This is a genomic window from Chryseobacterium sp. SG20098 (genome assembly GCF_031844745.1).
In the GTDB taxonomy this organism is placed as follows: Bacteria; Bacteroidota; Bacteroidia; order Flavobacteriales; family Weeksellaceae; genus Chryseobacterium; species Chryseobacterium cucumeris.
In genome coordinates, this window is sequence record NZ_CP134622.1 from 975,035 (window position 1) to 992,491 (window position 17,457).

Here is a 17,457-nt window from a genome sequence, read left to right on the forward strand (position 1 = left end):
AAATTTATATTATCGTTCTCCATGAATCTTCTCATCTATTTGATCTACCGGTGTTTGTGTATCAAAAAGAATCATAATCTCTTTTACTTTTTTGGCCGTATGGGAATTCGGATATTTTTTGATCATCCTGTTGAATTCCGCTCTGTTTTCATCGTTTAGTTTTCCGGTTCCTTTATCCTGGTCTCTTTCGTAGGTGGGCGTATTATCCATTCCTAAAAGATAATCGGACAAATAGTAATTATAGTCTTGTTTTACTGTCTTTATCAGCTTGCTTTCAGGATATTTATTCATGAAATTCTCCCAGAAAATCAATCTGTTGCCTAGTTGCTCCCAGCTGATTATTAATCCAGCATCTGCGGCATAATTGGTTTCACTTTCTTTATCTGTTTGTGAAACATAAGCTTCATAATCCGGAGTCAGTTTATTTTTAAAAAGAGAAGAATAATATCCCGGAATGGTCCATATTTCGGTCATTCCTTCTCCTACTTCTCTGAATTCAAGACCTGCTTTATTCAGTTCTGAAGCTATTTTTTTAACGTTATCCGGAAAATTGTACTGATCCTTCTCATAGTTATAATAATTCACATATTTATCCAGAACACCAGTATGAAGACTCATCAGACATTCGGTATACTTTCCTCTTATTTTTAAATAATCTTCGTATACTTGGTCATTCTGTTCCGGCCTGTTTCCAGCCATCTCTTTTTCAATTTTGGTGCGATACCACTGAAGAGATGTGATATAATCTTCCGTTTTGTTAGCCGATGAACAAGCTGTGTCTATGGGTTTATACTGATCTTCTTTGGATTCAGTTTTGGTAATCGAATCGTTTACCTGTTTTACTTCTGAAACTGCAGTTTCCTTTTTACAGGAAACTACGGCTGCAGAAAGTATGTATATTGCTATAATTCTTTTTATCATCTGCTGTTTTCAGCGCATTAATCCAGTTTAAGATCTGTTTTAACGGCTCCTATTTTAGCTTCCAATGATTTTAATTTGTCTCTGAAATCTGCTTCTGAAGTAATGGAATCCTTCACTGAAACATAGAACTTGATTTTTGGCTCTGTTCCTGAAGGTCTTACACATACTTTTGTTCCATCCTGTGTGTAATAGATCAAAACGTTAGACTTCGGAATATCATTCATCACTTTTTTCTCATTCGTAGAAATGGTAAGACTTGTCTGCTCTTTAAAGTCTTTCACTTCTTCCACTAATGAACCAGCCAGTTCCTTTGGAGGATTTTCACGGAAATCTTTCATCATATTCTGAATTTCTTCAGCTCCTTCTTTCCCTTTTCTAACGATATTGATTAATCCTTCATAATACATTCCAAGATCCTCATAGATCTCAATCATGTACTGATACATTGTTTTTCCGTTGGCTTTGCACCAAGCTGCAATTTCGCAGGCTAGAAGAATACTTCCGCAAGAGTCTTTATCACGAACGAAGTCTCCGGTCATAAATCCGAAACTTTCCTCACCACCACATACAAATTTCTGAGTTCCTTCTGCTTCACGGATCATTTTTCCAATCCATTTGAATCCAGTAAGACCTACTTTGCATTCTACACCGAATTTCTGTGCAATATCAAAGAAGATATCGGAAGTTACGATGGTAGAACCAATGAACTCTTTTCCGGTAATTTTCCCTTGTTTTCTCCACTCATTCAGAATGTAATACGTAAGGATGGTATTGGTTTGGTTTCCGTTCAATAATTGCATTTCACCATCAAGATTTCTTACGGCGATTCCTAATCTGTCCCCATCCGGGTCTGTTCCGATCACGATATCTGCATTGGTAATTCTTGCCAGATCCATTGCCATTTCCAATGCTGCAGGCTCTTCCGGGTTTGGAGACTCTACTGTTGGGAAATTTCCGCTTGGGATCATCTGTTCTCTTACAAGATCTACTTTTTTGAAGCCTGCTTTTTCAAGGGCTTTGGGAACAGTTGTATAGGTTGTTCCATGGATAGAGGTGAAAACAATATTTAAATTTTCTTTTCCAACGTTCTGATATGTAGAGTTTTCAATACATGCATCGATATACACATCGTCCTGCTCCTCTCCGATCCATTCGATCAGATCATCATTTCCGTTGAATTTAATTTCTTCAAATTTCACAGAATACACTTCATTAATAATGGCTTCATCATTAGGCGGAACAATCTGTGCGCCGTCATTCCAGTATACTTTGTAACCGTTGTATTCTGGTGGGTTGTGAGAAGCCGTTAATACGATTCCTCCGTTACATTTTTTATCACGTACCGTGAAAGACAATTCAGGAGTCGGTCTGTGATCTTTGAAAAGTAAAACTTTAATTCCGTTGGCTGTTAAAACATCTGCTACCAGTTTTCCGAATTCTTTTGAGTTATTACGAACATCATAAGCGATAGCCACTTTAATCTCTTCTCCTTTGAACTGCTGAAGCATATAATTAGCCAATCCTTGAGTCGCTTGTCCTAATGTATATTTATTCAAGCGATTGGTTCCTACTCCCATTATCCCACGCATACCTCCTGTTCCGAATTCCAGTTCTCTGTAGAAAGAATCTTCCAGATCAGGGGAATTGCTGTCGATCAACGTCTGTACAGCATCTCTTGTTTCTTTATCGAAGGTATCACTTAACCAAAGTTTCGCTTTTTCTAGTGTATTCATATTTGTAATGTTGTTCTTTTATAATTTGTAAAGTTCCTAGTTTCTAGTTTAAATAATGCTGTTTTTTAATCCAGCTTTTTGTTTTCGACTTTCGTTGTTTTATCAATTTTAAACGCTCTGATAGGATCGTTATAATAGATAAATTTTGCAGTGTTCTGAATATGTCCTTTTAAAGAATCTTTTACATTTACTTCTGCATAATTACCGTTTTTAGAATCAATATTCAGATTAGTGATTTTCCAGTAAGGTGCAATTAAACTTGCTGTATCTGAAATCTTTATCACTGCATCTTTAGATAATCCCAAAAAGTTGGCGCGGCTTCTGTTATGCATTTCCACTTCTGCTCTTCTTGTGTTGACAGATCCCATGAAACTTGCATTATTTTTCATGTTAAGTCTGAAATTATCTGTTTTGATTTCGCTTGAAATATTCACTTCCACAGAATCTGAAACAGCTACTTTTTCAAGATTATATTTGGAATATATCGTTACATTATAAAAATCGACTCCTTTTGTACCTCTTTTTTCTTTAATGAAAAGGGTTTTATCTTTTACATCCACATCCAGATTGCTTGCTACATTTGGATAGGTTTCTATTTCTACAAAATTTTTCGGACCTCTGGCATAAAATACACGGAATTTACCTTCCAGATCAAGGTTGACGAATTCCGAAACATCCACATCTTTCTTTTCAATATTCCCTTTTGGAGAAACTTTTCCGCAGGAAACTACTGCCATCAGCATCAATGTGTATACAACTTTTTTCATATTTAATTTTAAATATTCTATATTATAATCGCAACGATCTTTACTGAAAATCTCTGAAAGCTTTTCTCAGGCCTCACGGGACTTTCAATATTATTTTGAACAAAAATAGGATTAAAATTTCTAAAAAACTTTGTCTTTTGACAATAAAATACCTGATAGTTTTCAATTTTTTGCTTTTCAGAAGAGCCTATTTCTTATTCTCAATTCTTTTTACTTTTTTATAAAACCATGTTTTAGGACTGCCAGCCATTGAAAATAAAAGAAGATAATTTTTACTTACACTGGAGATTTTCATTGTGGTTATATTTTCATCGTCATTATACTTCATTTTCAATAGATTATTTTCTATCTGATAAATTCCATTGTTTCCCATTGAACTGAAAGTTTTATCCTGATAAAAGGTCAGAACTCCTGTTCCATATCTGGAATTGTTTGTTTTATTTTTCAACGTATCCGTATTAGAAATTTCTCCATCATAAATATCAATAAACTCCCAAGAACCGGAAAGTTTATTTGATGAACATGAGACTGCGAAAAGTAAAAGAAAGTAAAAAAGAATAGATTTGATTTTAAACATCCGGATTAAAAGTTTTTATAAAATTACAAAAAGCACCCTGCTGACAGAGTGCTTTTCGTTATATTTATTCTTAAATCTGTAAGAATTGATAATTTATTACAGCTCTTCTATGTTTAACTATTTTCAACAGAAGCACCATAAATGATTAAAGTCAAAAGAATTGCAACAATCGCGACCCCAATAATTAAGGGTTTCCATATTGCTTTTTTCGGATACTTTTCTTCATCTGGAAAATATTTCGGCATAAAATAATAGGAAAGCAAACTTCCCCCTCCAAGGCCGCAAATATAAGCAAGTGAACTTTTAGGCTCTTCCGGAATATTGACAATAACTCCTGTGATAATTGTTAAAAGAACCGAAATTGCCAGTACAGTGTATGCTTCTTTCTTTTTGTTGACCTCTATTAAATTCTGGTATAACAAAACACCTCCGAAAAGTGCGGAAAGAAAAATAGAAAATCCTAAAATGGCTTTCTTAGAATAAATTTTCGGCAGCTTTTCTTCCATTATATCACTTCATCAATATTATAATTCTTATGCTCACGGTTGGTTCTGATGATCATTTCTCCTAAGAATCCTGCCACAAACAGCAAGCTTCCCATAATCATCATGGTTAATGCGATAAAGAACCATGGATTATTGGTGATTAAGTGTCCGTAGATTCCTCTTGCTACATCAATCAGTTTAGAAATTCCTAACCAAAGTGCTGAAAGAAAACCAACAATAAACATTAAAGTACCCACAGCTCCGAAGAAATGCATTGGTCTTCCTCCGAAACGGCTTACAAACCAAAGCGTTATCAAATCCAGAAATCCTCTGATAAATCTCTCAGTTCCGAATTTTGAAGTTCCGTAAGGTCTTGCCTGATGCTGTACTTCTTTTTCCGTGATTCTTCTGAAACCTGCATTGGCAGCCAATACCGGAATATAACGATGCATATCTCCGTAAACATCCACAGATTTTACCACCTGTTTTTTGTATGCTTTCAAACCACAGTTGAAGTCGTGAAGATAAACTCCTGAAACTTTTCTAGCCGCTGCATTGAATAATTTTGACGGAATATTTTTCGTCATCACATTATCAAAACGCTTCTTTTTCCAACCGGAAACGATATCATAATTATCATGAATCACCATATTATACAATTCCGGAATTTCTTCTGGAAAATCCTGTAAATCAGCATCCATGGTAATCACTACATCACCGTTTGTTCTTTCAAAAGCGGCATGAAGCGCTTGTGATTTTCCATAATTTCTGGAAAATTTAATAGCGTGAATCTGAGGATACTGAACTTTCATATTCTCAATAATACTCCACGACAAATCCGTACTTCCATCGTCTACAAACCAGATCTCATAAGATAAATTGCTGGTTGTGCATACTTTGTCGATTCTTGAAAAAAGCTCTTCCAGAGAGTCTTCTTCGTTCAGTAACGGAATAACTATAGATAAATTCATTTAAATTTTAATAAGAATTAGGCTTGATTTGTTTCTTCGGGTTGATGTATCGTTCTTGTTCTGAAAAACGCTCCGAAAAATACCGACAAAACTACGTAAAATATAAGAATTGCCGCAAAATATCCTGAAAAATGACTTGCGGTAAGCATATCTTTTCCTTTAACGGCCTCTGGCGTGAAGCTTTGCAATCTTTCTTTGTATTTCTGATCCAGCTCATCAATATCTTTCTGATGCTTCAGAATTTTTCTTGCTGAAGTATATTCTGTATCCAGTTCTGATTTTTGTCTTTGAACATATTGATAGTTCAACAGGCTTTTAGCTGCAGGATCTACAAAAGTTAAAAAAGCATAAATACTAAAAATAGAAAGAATTCCTCCGATGAACATCGGAACGAATGCTCTTTTGAAAGCATCTTTAAATTTCACCACTCTATGGTTGTTCCAGTAAGATTTTACAGACCAGAAAGCAGCTCCGGCATATAAAAGAGGCAAAACAAAAGCATTGGCTTTCAAAGAGATATCAAAATAATTGATTCCTGAGAAAAAAGTATATACTACAAAAAAAACGATCATTGTAGCGATAAAAAGTATAATTCCTAGTGTTGATGGACTTTTAGTCATATTTAAATTTTTAAAAAAAGTTGAAAATTTTTCCCTCTAAATGTCAGGCGTTTAGCTTTACCACTGCATTTTTTCAACTAATTTTCTTTGATAAATTTTTGAAGTTTATAAAATATTCCTACCTTTGCAACGGCAAGTCCTAAACAACCAGCTCCTGAGAATCCTCCAGGGTGGGAACGCAGCAAAGGTAATCGGTCGTAGCGGTGTGATTTAGGTAGCTTGCCATTTTTTTTTGATTTAAAGTAAGAAGAGAGGTAATTTGATAATTATCTTTTTTTGTTTTTAATACCTTACGCATCATTTTCATTTTTCCAATTTTCAGATTACCTCCGGTTCGGTTATTGATTAAAATTCGAAAGTCTCACCTAATTTTGGTAAAACCAATTCTACATTTTTATCTTCGAAATGCTTTAATGCACTTTCATGATTGATTTCGATGGCAGGAAAAGTATCAAAGTGACATCCGATTACTTTCGGTGTTTTTAATAGCTCTGCTGCTGCAAAAGAAGCTTTTCTAGGGCACATAGTGTAGTGGCTTCCGATCGGAAGGATAGAAAGGTCGATGTTTCCGTATAATCTCGGGAACAGCTCCATATCAGCCATTACTCCTGTATCACCTGCCAGATAGATGTTCTTACCTTCAGGAAGCCTGAAAATATACCCTACAGGAACGCCTCCATAGCTTCCATCCGGGAAAGAACTTGTATGATGAGCCGGAACCATGGAAATTTTAAGATCGTCGATTTTTGCCGATCCTCCTAAGTTCACATCGTCTTTATTTTTTGCTTGCTGGAAGTAACCGCATACTTCTGGAACCCCAATGATGGTAGCTTCCGGATAATGCTGTAACACTTCTGCCACATCAGCAATATGATCACCATGTGCATGGGTCAGCAGGATGTAGTCGATTTTTTGAGCAGCAATATCAAAACCTGATTCTGCTTTTTTGTAGTTGTAAAAAGGGTCACTCAGAATTGTTTTGTCCTTGTAGGTGAACAGGAAACAATTTTGTCCTAAGAATTGTATTTTCATTTTAAATTTAATTTCAATTATTATTAAACACAAATGACTCAAATCATTTCACAAAGAACACCATGAGATTAGTGACATTTGTGAAAGCATTCGTGCCATCTGTGTTTTCTTTAATTTGTTATTTTGATGGGAATTTATCCTCAATCAATCTTAAATTAATCCCATGTTCCAGATAAGCTTTACATCCATCTAAAACTGTCGTAAAACCTCCTGTATTGTCATTAATTACTTTTAGCAGATCTTCATCCGTTTGGCTGAATCCATAGCTTTTAATGATCACTAAGGTTCCTTTTTCCATGGTTTTGAATTCATAATCTACGTTCGCTGAAGGCTCTCCCCACTCTGTTCTGATGAGCTGGTTTGGAATGATCTGAAGAACCTTCACTTCGGATTTCACGCCATACATTTCCCACTCCCAGATAATGGTTTTACCTTCTTCCAATTTTCCGGTGGATTTGGTAAACCAGAAATGAGTGGTTAGTTCCGGATTGATGAATGCTTCAAAAACATCTTCAATCGGTTTTCTGATAAGCATTTGAGCTTCAACATAGACATTAGAACTCATGATATACTATTTTGGATTAGTTAAATAAATTAAGTCCAGCTGCTGTAAGAATAGCCATTACAAAAGTCATGATTCCTACCTGTTTTAAGTACTGGTCTAATTCTTTTGGTTCTTTCACCGACATGATGTTTCTTCTCAGCTTGGCTAATGGGAATAACAGGATCATTACAATAAACACATAGTAGTTTTGCTGCTGTATAAACCCGTTTACCCCTAAAAAGATAAGGATAAGCACCAATGGTAACTGTAACAGGATCATTTCATAGATCATTGCATTTTTGAATCCGATTCTCAATGCAAAGCTATTTTTTCCAGATAATCTGTCACTTTCTATATCTCTCATATTATTCAGGTTAAGAACAGCCATACTCATCATTCCAACCGCTGTTCCGGGTAATAATATATCCCAGCTGAAAGTTTTTGTGAATAAGAAATAGCTTCCACATACAGAAACCAATCCAAAAAAGATAAACACGAAGATATCTCCCAAGCCCATATAACCATATGGTTTTTTACCTACTGTATATCCAATTGCTGCAAGAATACATGCTACTCCCAATCCTATGAAGATATAGAATTCATTCATATAGTTTGGAATGAAGGCTACGTATAGCAAAGCAATAGTGGCAATGAAAGATAATGCTGCGAAAAGGATTACCGCATTCTTCATTTGTTTTGCAGTAATTTTCCCCGATGCGACAGCTCTTGCTTCTGCTTCATTGATTCTTTTAGCGTCGGTTCCTTTTACTCCATCCCCATAATCATTGGCATAATTTGATAAAATCTGGTATAAAAGTGTAACCAAAAGAGCAAGCGCAAGGATTTTCCAGTCCCAGATTCCTCCTTCTCCGTAAAGTCTCCATTTTGCAATGAAAGCCCCCATAATAATCCCGCTTAGAGAAAGCGGTAAAGTTCTTAGCCTTGCGGCTTTTATCCAATCAGTCATATAATTATAATTGATAAGCGATAATTGATAAATGATACATGAATCATCATCTATCAATTATCAGTTATATTTTTAGGATATCCATTGATCTTCTCCGAAGTTAGGTTTTCTTTTTTCAAGAAAGGCATTTCTTCCTTCCTGAGCTTCTTCTGTCATATACGCAAGACGGGTTGCTTCTCCTGCAAAAACCTGCTGCCCTACCATCCCATCGTCTGTAAGGTTCATGGCAAATTTCAGCATTCTGATAGAAGTTGGAGATTTAGCCAATATTTCCTGAGCCCATTCATAAGCAGTATCTTCTAATTCTGCATGAGGAACTACTTTATTGACCATTCCCATTTCGAAAGCTTCCTGAGCGGAATAATTTCTTCCTAAAAAGAAAATTTCACGGGCTTTTTTCTGTCCTACCATTTTAGCAAGATAAGCAGAACCGTAGCCACCATCAAAACTGGTAACATCAGCATCTGTCTGCTTAAAAATAGCATGTTCTTCACTTGCTAAAGTAAGGTCACATACTACGTGAAGAGAGTGTCCTCCACCAACTGCCCATCCCGGAACCACCGCGATCACTACTTTCGGCATGAAACGGATCAGACGCTGAACCTCAAGAATATTCAGACGGTGTCTTCCATCTTCTCCTACATATCCCTGATGTCCTCTGGCTTTTTGATCACCTCCACTACAAAATGCCCAGCCACCATCTTTAGGGCTAGGTCCTTCTCCTGAAAGCAATACAACCCCTATGGAAGGATCTTCATAGGCATCATAAAAAGCATCGTATAATTCTGAAGTTGTTTTAGGTCTGAAGGCATTACGCACCTCAGGTCTGTTGAAAGCAATTCTTGCTACTCCGTTAGATTTTTTATAGGTAATATCTTCGTATTCCTTGGCGGTTTTCCACTCGATCATCTTATAAAAATTTTTCTCAAAGATACGGAATTACAGAGAAATTCTCAGGTTGAAATTTAAGGTTCATCAGTATAAAAACCAGAAATTTTGAATGCATGAATTCGGCATGAAGAATTTTCAACAGAAACTACACAGCGGGATCGAATAAATTAAACCTGTTAGGCTTATAAGTCATAACAGATCTAAAAACTCCTGCAAAAAAAAAATCACGATAAGAAGCTCAGTCAACACTTTCTGCTTACAATAGAAAAAACCGGAACATTTCTGTTCCGGTTTTCATATCTGTTATTGTAAAAAATGATTACTTTGCAGCTGCGCTTAGCTCAGCTTCTTTAGCTTTCATTTCTTTAACTTTTTCAATATTTTTAGTTACGACATAAATTTCTTTTAGGGCAGTAACTGCATCAATACTCTTTGGATTTGCTTTATACCATCCTTCTGCAAATGGTAGTGCTTTTCCAAATCTTTCTCTTCTTGCATCAATCAGCTTAGAAGCTTCATCCGGCTTGTCTTTTCTTAAGGCATTGATCTCTCCTACTACTTTAGCATCATCACCAATAGTCGTATATACTAAATTCTGATATGCATCAGAGAAATCAGGCTTCAGCTCAACAGCTTTTTTGAACGCTTCCAAAGCATCGTTAACAGTAGCCGGGTTTTTAGCCTGCATTACCCCAAGGTTATACCAGTTTGTAGCATCGTTAGGGTTTTTAGCCAATTGTTCTTTCAATCCTGAAACGAATTTGTCTGTATTTCCAGACTGAAGGTATGCTGTAGTCTGAGCTTCTTTAAGCTTAGCATTGTTTGGGAATTTAACCAAACCTTTTTCGACAATCGTAAGAGCCTCAGTTGGTTTTTTAGCATTCAAAAGCAATGAAGACAAAGTTTCATACAAATCAGACTCTATACTTTTAGTCTGTTCTGTTTTGAAATCACTGTAATCAGGGTTCTTTTTCATCAGTTCCCACGTCGCTTTATCAAGATTTACAACCTGACCTGTCTTCTTCTCTTTTGCAGTGTATGTAGTTTCTACTCCTGTAAATCCGGAATTGATAAGGTCTGTATATATTTTGATAGACTGATCAGTGTTATTAGCTAACGCGTGGCTCAATCCGGCATAATACATATATATTTTATTATCCTGCCCGTTAGCCTTTAACAAGTCGTAGACTTCTATAAACTTAGGCGCTGCAGCAGCATAGTTTTTTGCATTATATGCATCCATAGCCACTTTATTAGCTTCCTGAAGCTGAGCATTTAAAGCTGCCGCATCTTTTTTCTGCCCAAAAGCAAAAGCAGATGCTACGATAGCCATTCCTAAAATTAGTTTCTTCATAATAACTATTCTATATTTAATTGTACAATTTATTCTTTAGAATCAGAATTCTCATTCTCCTCTGCCGGGTTTTCATCTCCAGCCTGAGGTGTTACATTGTCATTTTCCTGGTTATCAAATAGCGATCCTACAACTCCTTCTTCTGTTTCTCCAAATTCTTCAGAATCTTCTTCTACATCTTTATCCATTTCTACTTTTGCAATGGCTGCAATTTCGTCATTTTTCTTAAGGTTGATCAGTTTTACTCCCTGAGTATTTCTACCCATTACTCTCATTTCATCCATTCCCATTCTAATCGCAACACCGGATTTGTTAATAATCATCAATCCGTCTTCGTCCGTTACATTTTGAATAGCGATAAGGTTTCCTGTTTTTTCAGTAATGTTAAGGGTAATAACTCCTTTTCCTCCTCTGTTGGTAATTCGGTAGTCTTCTACTGCAGTTCTCTTTCCGTATCCTTTCTCAGATACTACAAGTACTGTTTCATTCTCTACATCGTTCACAACAATCATACCAATAGCTTCGTCACCATCTTCAAGCAAGATACCTCTTACTCCGATAGACCCTCTACCTACTTCTCTTACTTTCTCCTCAGGGAAACGGATACATTTACCATTCTTAGTAGCAATCATAATCTGAGATGTTCCATTGGTAAGATAAGCTCCTAATAACTGGTCGTTATCTCTGATCTCGATAGCATTTACTCCATTTACTCTTGGTCTTGAATACGCTTCCAATGATGTTTTCTTGATTGTACCGTTTTTGGTTACCATCACAACACTCATTTGATTTACATATTCAGAATCCTTAAGGTTGTTCGTTCTGATATAGGCTTTAATCTTATCATCCGGTTCAATGTTGATAAGGTTTTGTACAGCTCTTCCTTTTGCTGTTTTGGAACCTTCAGGAATTTCAAATACTCTTAGCCAATAACATCTTCCTTTTTCTGTAAAGAATAACATGTACTGGTGGTTAGTTGCAGAAACAATATACTCAAGGAAGTCAGAATCTCTTGTCGTTGCTGCTTTATTACCTACACCACCTCTACTTTGAATTTTATATTCTGAAAGCGAAGTTCTCTTGATGTATCCTGCATGAGAGATCGTAAGAACTACAGATTCATTCGGGATAATATCTTCGATAGACATTTCTCCTCCCGAATAATCAATTTCAGTTCTTCTTTCGTCTCCGTATTTTTCTTTGATTTCGATCAGCTCATCTTTGATGATCTGGAATCTTCTTGGCTCATTAGCTAAGATGTCTTCCAAATTAGCAATTTCTTTCATGATCGCATCGTATTCATCACGGATCTTATCAAGCTCCATTCCTGTAAGACGAGCCAATCTAAGATCCAGAATTGCCTGAGCCTGAATGTCTGAAAGTTCAAACGCCTCAATCAAGCCTTCTTTCGCAGCCTGAGGGTTGGCACTGTGACGGATAATAGAAATTGCTCTGTCTAAAGCATCCTGGGTTCCGATCACTTTCATGAATCCTTCAAGGATATGAGCTCTTTCCTTTGCTTTTTTAAGCTCAAACTGAGTCCTTCTTACGATTACTTCATGTCTGTGCTCTACAAAGTGATGGATGATATCTTTAAGGTTCAGCTGCTCTGGTCTTCCGTGTACCAATGCAATATTGTTTACACTGAAAGATGTCTGAAGTGCTGTATATTTATATAATAGGTTAAGAACGACATTCGGTATTGCATCGTTTTTCAATTCATATACAATACGAAGTCCTTTTCTATCCGACTCATCTCTGATTTCGTGGATTCCCGGGATTTTTTCGTCTTTAACAAGCTCTGCTGTTCTGGCGATCATTTCCGCTTTGTTTACCTGATAAGGGATTTCGGTAACAATAATCGCGTTTCTGTTTCCGATTTCATCAAAGTTCACTTTAGCTCTTAAAACTACTCTACCTCTTCCTGTATGGAAAGCATCTCTTACTCCGTCATATCCATAGATGATACCACCTGTAGGGAAATCCGGCGCAATGATGTGCTGCATCAGTTCGTCAATCGTAATTTCTTTATTATCGATATAAGCACAGATTGCATCTACAGATTCTGAAAGGTTATGAGGCGCCATATTCGTTGCCATACCTACGGCGATACCTGAAGTACCATTTACCAAAAGATTCGGAATTTTAGTAGGCATTACGGTCGGTTCCTGTAAACTGTCGTCGAAGTTATTCTGAAAATCAACTGTTTCTTTGTCCAGGTCTGAAAGAACCTCATCAGAGATTTTTTTCAATCTTGCCTCGGTATAACGCATTGCTGCAGGCGGGTCACCATCCATAGAACCGAAGTTACCCTGTCCGTCTACCTGAGGATAACGTAAGCTCCAATCCTGTGCCATTCTTACCATAGCGTCGTATACAGAGGAATCTCCATGTGGGTGATATTTACCTAATACATCCCCAACAATTCTCGCAGATTTTAAATATTTTCTGTTAGAAAATACCCCTAATCCATACATACCATAAAGTACTCTTCTATGAACGGGTTTCAAGCCGTCTCTTACATCCGGTAACGCTCTTGAAACGATAACGGACATCGAATAATCGATATAAGACGACTTCATTTCATCAACAATGTTGATAGGAATCAGTCTTTCTCCTTCTTTTTGCATAAACAAATTTTATTGTAATGATATTCAAACTCTTAGCTGTAAGTCTGAAAATTATTTATTTCCAATTTTTATTAACGGGCTAATTTACGAAAAAAATGCCGATTTTTGCTGTAGAATTTATCCAAAAAAATCTTAAAAATTCATAAAAATATGAGCGTATTAAGTATAACTTTCCACTGCACAAAAGATAACCTGGAAGAATGGGAAAATTATATTGATGAAACACTGGTTTTAATGACTGAAAACCTGATGGATGTCAACAAATATATTCTTTCTGAGGTACACAGTGACTTTATCGAGGAAGGCAAAAATTATAATCTCCTGTTAATTTTTGATAATGATGAACTGAGGGAAGATTTTATTAAAAGTGAACTTTTAAATATTTCTGAAAGAATTGAGAAAAAGTTCGGACAGGAAGTAATGGTTTTCAACACTTTCCTTAATCCGAAAAAATCGAGATTATAATAGATCATAAAAAAGCACTGAAAAAATTCAGTGCTTTTCTTTTTTATCTGTGATGTCCATGACCGCGGCCTTTGTGATGATGACCACGATCGTCATAAATATATACTTTCTTTACCTGGCCGGGTGCATAGTACCTTGCACTTCCGCCATAATACCTTTTGGCATGCCCGGGTGGCATTCTTCTTCCATGATGCTCATGTACCACGCAAGAGGACAGCATTAAAACAACCACTGCTACCCCAGCAATTTTCAACATACTTTTCATTATTTTCACTTTTTCAATTTCGATAGCGAAATATATCAAGGTTAATGCCAAAAGAAATTGAAATTAAGCTAATATATGTTAAAACTTACTGCTAATTTTTATTTTCTGTACTTCCTAGTAGCCGCTTCTTTTTTTTACCTGCCCAGGAGCATAGTCTTTTGCACTTCCTCCAAACACTTTTTTAGCCTGTCCTGGCGGAACTGTTTTCACCCGGCGTCCATTGTCATGCACCACACATGATGATAACATTAACGCTACGATAAGAACTCCTGTGATTTTAATCAAATTTTTCATTATTTCTATTTTTCAACTTTATGTAATATAACAATGGTAGTGCCAAAGGTTAAAAAAGTTAAAGTTAGAGGATTAATGTTTAAGGTTCAAGGATTAAGGTTGAATTTCAATGATTATTGTCAATGGTCAATTTTGCTTCGCAGGTCAATGGTGAATTTTGTTATGGAGAATCATATGCTTACCAAACAAAATCATCAATCATCAATCATCAATCATCAATCATCAATCATCAATCATCAATCATCAATCATCAATCATCAATCATCAATCATCAATCATCAATCATCAATCATCAATCATCAATCATCAATCATCAATTATCAATTATAAATTATAGCTCTCTAGACGATTTCACTTCTTTTTTCCATCAGGATAATATCTTTCCACTCTCCGTTGAGTTTTCCGATTTTTTTACGGACGCCTACGATTCTGAAACCGTTTTTCTGATGAAATTTGATAGAAGTTTCATTTTCGGAGAAGATATTGGTCTGTAATGTCCAGAATCCGTGATCCTCGCTATCCAAAATCAATTTTTTAAGCAATACGGAACCCAATCCCTTTCCCTGATATTCGTTATCAAAATAAATGCTTACCTCTGCAACTCCTTTATAGCATTCTCTTTTGCTGACCGGTTTTAAGGCACACCATCCTACTACTTCATTTTTTTCATTTTCCAGTACCCAGCGGCAGTCGTTAAAATAGCCCATGCTCCAGGCTTCAGCAGTTGGAACTTCTGTTTCAAAAGTGGAAATCCCACCGTCTATTCCCTGGCGGAAAATTTCAAGAACCCTGGCTTCGTCACTGGGAAGCATTTCTCTTAATTCGTAATTCATCGTATTTAATGGTATTTTCTTTTGATTTTTCTTTTAATTCTTGAATAGTGTGTCTGCTTGCTTTTTTCATCCTGAGAAACAACACTGATATTTCCATCCACTTCCAGAACGGAAAGCTTTACATTGTTTATGTTTTCAATTCCGTGTTCTCTTATCGCTTCTTCCAATTCGCTTTCTGTAATCTTTACCCGATTCAGGGCTGCCTGATCGGCAATTCCATCCCTGATCAGAATAACCGGTTCATCTTCCATAAAAGTCTGAAAGGAACGGCTGGAAAACATGAGTCTCTTCAGAATGAAATTAGCAACAAACAAAACCAATGCCGCCACGATTCCTCCCTGAAGAGAGGTATCAGGACCTACCATGGCATTCTGAACAGCATTTGAAATTAACAACAATAATACAACATCTCCTGCATTGAGCTGGGAAAGCTGATTTTTGCCGAATAAACGGATAGCAATTACCATGAAAAGGTAAACGCAGAGGGAACGGACAGCAACATTAAGAATTGGATCCACAATTTTTTTTTATCTACTCAAATGTATTGATTTTTGTGATTCTTAAGAAATATTTTATAGGCAGATTTTGGTATACATTTTGAGCCTGAAATTCAAATAATACTACAAAATAATACCAATGAAAAAATTACTTCTCTGTTTAGGAATATTCCTGTTTTTTGTATCCTGCAAAAAGAATGAGTCTCAACCTACTCAGTCTTCAGAAACAGTCATTATTGAAAAAGTTAATGAACTGTATACTCAATACGGTAAATCCAACGAGGCTATTTACAACCAGCCGATTACGGATACTTTATTTTCTCAGGACTTAAAAAAAGTTTTAGACGAGGCCATCAATGCATCAAAGGCTGATATTGAAAAGGTAAAAAATAGTGATCATCCTGATGAGAAACCTTTAATATTCGAAGGGGCTATTTTTTCCAGTCTGTATGAAGGATTTACAGATTATAAAATCAAGTCTGTTAAGATACAGGATAAGACTGCTGAAGCATTGGTAGCCTTCGAATATAATGCAGCTTCCCCCAAAGAAACCTGGATGGACACCGTGCATCTGATCAAGACAGAGAAAGGATGGAGAATAGATAATGTTACTTTTGATACAATAGGGAATTCTAAAGATCTTAAAGCAAGATTAAAACAGTTTGTTCAGAGTACACAACAATAGAAAAGCCGCTTACAAAAAGCGGCTTTATTTTTTACGGACATTGAACGATTGGAATATCGCTGCAGATTACTTTATTTGCCCACTCGCAAAACGTACAGTATTTTACAGGCTCTCCTCCGTTCACTGACTTCAACTCTGATTTTGTCAGCTTTTTTAAATTTTTCATATAGTTTTAATTTTATGGTAGCCCAAAATTAAAATCTTATACTATTTTGTTTATTACAACTTAATCTGATAAGTTTTCATTATTCACATATTATTGAATAATATGCTATGAATACTATCTGCTGTGGATCTCTACTGTCACTGGCATTACGTAAGTATAGGCAACCATATTATCAGTTAGTTTTTTGCGATCTACCCTGTAGTCGAGATCACTTAACACGGTTTCAATTTCTTTACTTACGGTTTTACAGTCTCCACTGGAGTGAACGTTTACAATTTTTCCGTTTTTTGCGATATCAAATTTCACCACAGAGTTTACGGTTCCCTGTTTGTAATCAGGATTCGTAAGGTCAAAATTAGCTTCTAGTTTATTTCTAATATCATTAAATGTTTCACTCCTGTTCAACTGAATTTCCTGAATGGTATTATGATCTGTAGTCTGAGCTTTAGCAGTGTTCAAAACAGCAGCAAATCCGCAAACGAAAAGTGAAGCCATTACTATTTGAATTCTATTTTTCATAACTAACTGGTTTTAAATGTTATACTAACCTATTTTTGTATCTCTTAACCAAAGTTATTAAAAATAATTCATATTAATTTTACATTGAGTTAATATTGAGTTAACATTAAAGATTAATTAATTGATTATCAGTGTGATAAATTTTAAAAATAATTGAAAATTTAATATTGGAAAGGTATTTTAAGCATAAAAAAGGCTAAACCTTATGAGTTTAGCCAATTATTATCTCGATTTTCTTATT

The 17,457-nt window shown here is 35.8% G+C and carries 21 protein-coding genes and 1 other RNA gene; 3 read left to right on the forward strand and 19 right to left on the reverse strand.

Features of this window, described 5'->3' with window-relative positions; genetic code table 11:
• Window positions 1–9: 9 nt before the first annotated feature.
• From RHP76_RS04395 to RHP76_RS04425, 7 genes are all read right to left on the reverse strand, one after another.
• The gene (locus tag RHP76_RS04395; protein ID WP_120231331.1) at window positions 10–921 is read right to left on the reverse strand and encodes a hypothetical protein; all 912 of its coding nucleotides are present in this window, start codon (window positions 919–921) and stop codon (window positions 10–12) included.
• 17 nt (window positions 922–938) lie between these two features.
• Window positions 939–2,654: a phospho-sugar mutase gene (locus RHP76_RS04400; RefSeq protein WP_123279832.1), complete on the reverse strand. Its 1,716-nt coding sequence runs from the start codon at window positions 2,652–2,654 to the stop codon at window positions 939–941.
• 65 nt (window positions 2,655–2,719) lie between these two features.
• A complete protein-coding gene (locus RHP76_RS04405) occupies window positions 2,720–3,421 on the reverse strand; it encodes a GIN domain-containing protein (RefSeq protein ID WP_120231333.1) in 702 nt (233 codons plus the stop codon).
• A 187-nt stretch (window positions 3,422–3,608) separates the two neighbouring features.
• Window positions 3,609–3,998: a hypothetical protein gene (locus tag RHP76_RS04410; RefSeq protein ID WP_120231334.1), complete on the reverse strand. Its 390-nt coding sequence runs from the start codon at window positions 3,996–3,998 to the stop codon at window positions 3,609–3,611.
• A gap of 113 nt (window positions 3,999–4,111) precedes the next feature.
• The gene (locus RHP76_RS04415; RefSeq protein WP_120231335.1) at window positions 4,112–4,504 is read right to left on the reverse strand and encodes a hypothetical protein; all 393 of its coding nucleotides are present in this window, start codon (window positions 4,502–4,504) and stop codon (window positions 4,112–4,114) included.
• Window positions 4,504–5,454 (reverse strand): glycosyltransferase family 2 protein, encoded by a 951-nt coding sequence (locus tag RHP76_RS04420; RefSeq protein ID WP_062674916.1) that lies wholly within the window; start codon window positions 5,452–5,454, stop codon window positions 4,504–4,506. Before RHP76_RS04420 ends, RHP76_RS04415 begins: the two co-directional genes overlap by 1 nt.
• A 17-nt stretch (window positions 5,455–5,471) precedes the next feature.
• Window positions 5,472–6,074 carry a DUF4199 domain-containing protein gene (locus RHP76_RS04425; protein ID WP_062674918.1) on the reverse strand — a complete coding sequence of 201 codons (603 nt, stop codon included), beginning with the start codon at window positions 6,072–6,074 and terminating at the stop codon, window positions 5,472–5,474.
• Window positions 6,075–6,204: 130 nt separating this feature from the next.
• Between RHP76_RS04425 and ffs the strand changes: the two genes are divergently transcribed.
• Window positions 6,205–6,302, forward strand: an RNA gene (ffs, locus tag RHP76_RS04430) — signal recognition particle sRNA small type.
• Window positions 6,303–6,419: 117 nt separating this feature from the next.
• Here the strand turns inward: ffs and RHP76_RS04435 are convergent.
• The 6 genes from RHP76_RS04435 to gyrA all read right to left on the reverse strand — a co-directional run bounded on the left by RHP76_RS04435 (window position 6,420) and on the right by gyrA (window position 13,492).
• Complete coding sequence (locus tag RHP76_RS04435) at window positions 6,420–7,106, reverse strand: metal-dependent hydrolase (RefSeq protein WP_062674920.1); 687 nt, start codon at window positions 7,104–7,106, stop codon at window positions 6,420–6,422.
• 118 nt (window positions 7,107–7,224) lie between these two features.
• Window positions 7,225–7,671, reverse strand: coding sequence for an SRPBCC family protein (locus tag RHP76_RS04440; protein ID WP_311229578.1), 447 nt, complete (start codon window positions 7,669–7,671; stop codon window positions 7,225–7,227).
• Window positions 7,672–7,687: 16 nt separating this feature from the next.
• Window positions 7,688–8,617, reverse strand: coding sequence for a 1,4-dihydroxy-2-naphthoate octaprenyltransferase (gene menA, locus RHP76_RS04445; RefSeq protein ID WP_062674924.1), 930 nt, complete (start codon window positions 8,615–8,617; stop codon window positions 7,688–7,690).
• A gap of 72 nt (window positions 8,618–8,689) precedes the next feature.
• Window positions 8,690–9,526 (reverse strand): 1,4-dihydroxy-2-naphthoyl-CoA synthase, encoded by an 837-nt coding sequence (locus tag RHP76_RS04450; protein ID WP_034697698.1) that lies wholly within the window; start codon window positions 9,524–9,526, stop codon window positions 8,690–8,692.
• Window positions 9,527–9,827: 301 nt separating this feature from the next.
• Window positions 9,828–10,862 carry a tetratricopeptide repeat protein gene (locus RHP76_RS04455; protein ID WP_311229579.1) on the reverse strand — a complete coding sequence of 345 codons (1,035 nt, stop codon included), beginning with the start codon at window positions 10,860–10,862 and terminating at the stop codon, window positions 9,828–9,830.
• Between the two features lie 29 nt (window positions 10,863–10,891).
• The gene (gene gyrA / locus RHP76_RS04460) at window positions 10,892–13,492 is read right to left on the reverse strand and encodes a DNA gyrase subunit A (RefSeq protein ID WP_288441801.1); all 2,601 of its coding nucleotides are present in this window, start codon (window positions 13,490–13,492) and stop codon (window positions 10,892–10,894) included.
• Between the two features lie 150 nt (window positions 13,493–13,642).
• Here gyrA and RHP76_RS04465 point away from each other — a divergent pair, with 150 nt between their 5' ends.
• Window positions 13,643–13,957 (forward strand): DUF4286 family protein, encoded by a 315-nt coding sequence (locus tag RHP76_RS04465; protein ID WP_062674931.1) that lies wholly within the window; start codon window positions 13,643–13,645, stop codon window positions 13,955–13,957.
• A 43-nt stretch (window positions 13,958–14,000) separates the two neighbouring features.
• On the opposite strand, the gene RHP76_RS04470 is transcribed toward RHP76_RS04465, so the two are convergent.
• The 4 genes from RHP76_RS04470 to RHP76_RS04485 all read right to left on the reverse strand — a co-directional run bounded on the left by RHP76_RS04470 (window position 14,001) and on the right by RHP76_RS04485 (window position 15,867).
• Window positions 14,001–14,222 (reverse strand): hypothetical protein, encoded by a 222-nt coding sequence (locus RHP76_RS04470; protein ID WP_034698313.1) that lies wholly within the window; start codon window positions 14,220–14,222, stop codon window positions 14,001–14,003.
• Between the two features lie 114 nt (window positions 14,223–14,336).
• Entirely contained in the window at window positions 14,337–14,471 is a 135-nt protein-coding gene (locus tag RHP76_RS04475; protein WP_394361450.1) for a quinol oxidase subunit 4, read from the reverse strand.
• Window positions 14,472–14,857: 386 nt separating this feature from the next.
• On the reverse strand, window positions 14,858–15,349 hold the full coding sequence (locus RHP76_RS04480; protein WP_311229580.1) for a GNAT family N-acetyltransferase: 492 nt from the start codon (window positions 15,347–15,349) through the stop codon (window positions 14,858–14,860).
• Window positions 15,350–15,354: 5 nt separating this feature from the next.
• Complete coding sequence (locus tag RHP76_RS04485; protein ID WP_062674938.1) at window positions 15,355–15,867, reverse strand: DUF421 domain-containing protein; 513 nt, start codon at window positions 15,865–15,867, stop codon at window positions 15,355–15,357.
• 118 nt (window positions 15,868–15,985) lie between these two features.
• On the opposite strand from RHP76_RS04485, the gene RHP76_RS04490 reads away from it, so the two are divergent.
• Window positions 15,986–16,531 carry a DUF3828 domain-containing protein gene (locus RHP76_RS04490; RefSeq protein ID WP_311229581.1) on the forward strand — a complete coding sequence of 182 codons (546 nt, stop codon included), beginning with the start codon at window positions 15,986–15,988 and terminating at the stop codon, window positions 16,529–16,531.
• Between the two features lie 31 nt (window positions 16,532–16,562).
• Here RHP76_RS04490 and RHP76_RS04495 read toward each other — a convergent pair whose 3' ends face one another.
• Together RHP76_RS04495 and RHP76_RS04500 are read right to left on the reverse strand one after the other, a co-directional pair.
• Window positions 16,563–16,697 carry a bacteriocin-like protein gene (locus RHP76_RS04495; protein WP_082798797.1) on the reverse strand — a complete coding sequence of 45 codons (135 nt, stop codon included), beginning with the start codon at window positions 16,695–16,697 and terminating at the stop codon, window positions 16,563–16,565.
• A 114-nt stretch (window positions 16,698–16,811) separates the two neighbouring features.
• Window positions 16,812–17,216, reverse strand: coding sequence for a hypothetical protein (locus tag RHP76_RS04500; protein ID WP_311229582.1), 405 nt, complete (start codon window positions 17,214–17,216; stop codon window positions 16,812–16,814).
• Between the last annotated feature and the right edge of the window lie 241 nt (window positions 17,217–17,457).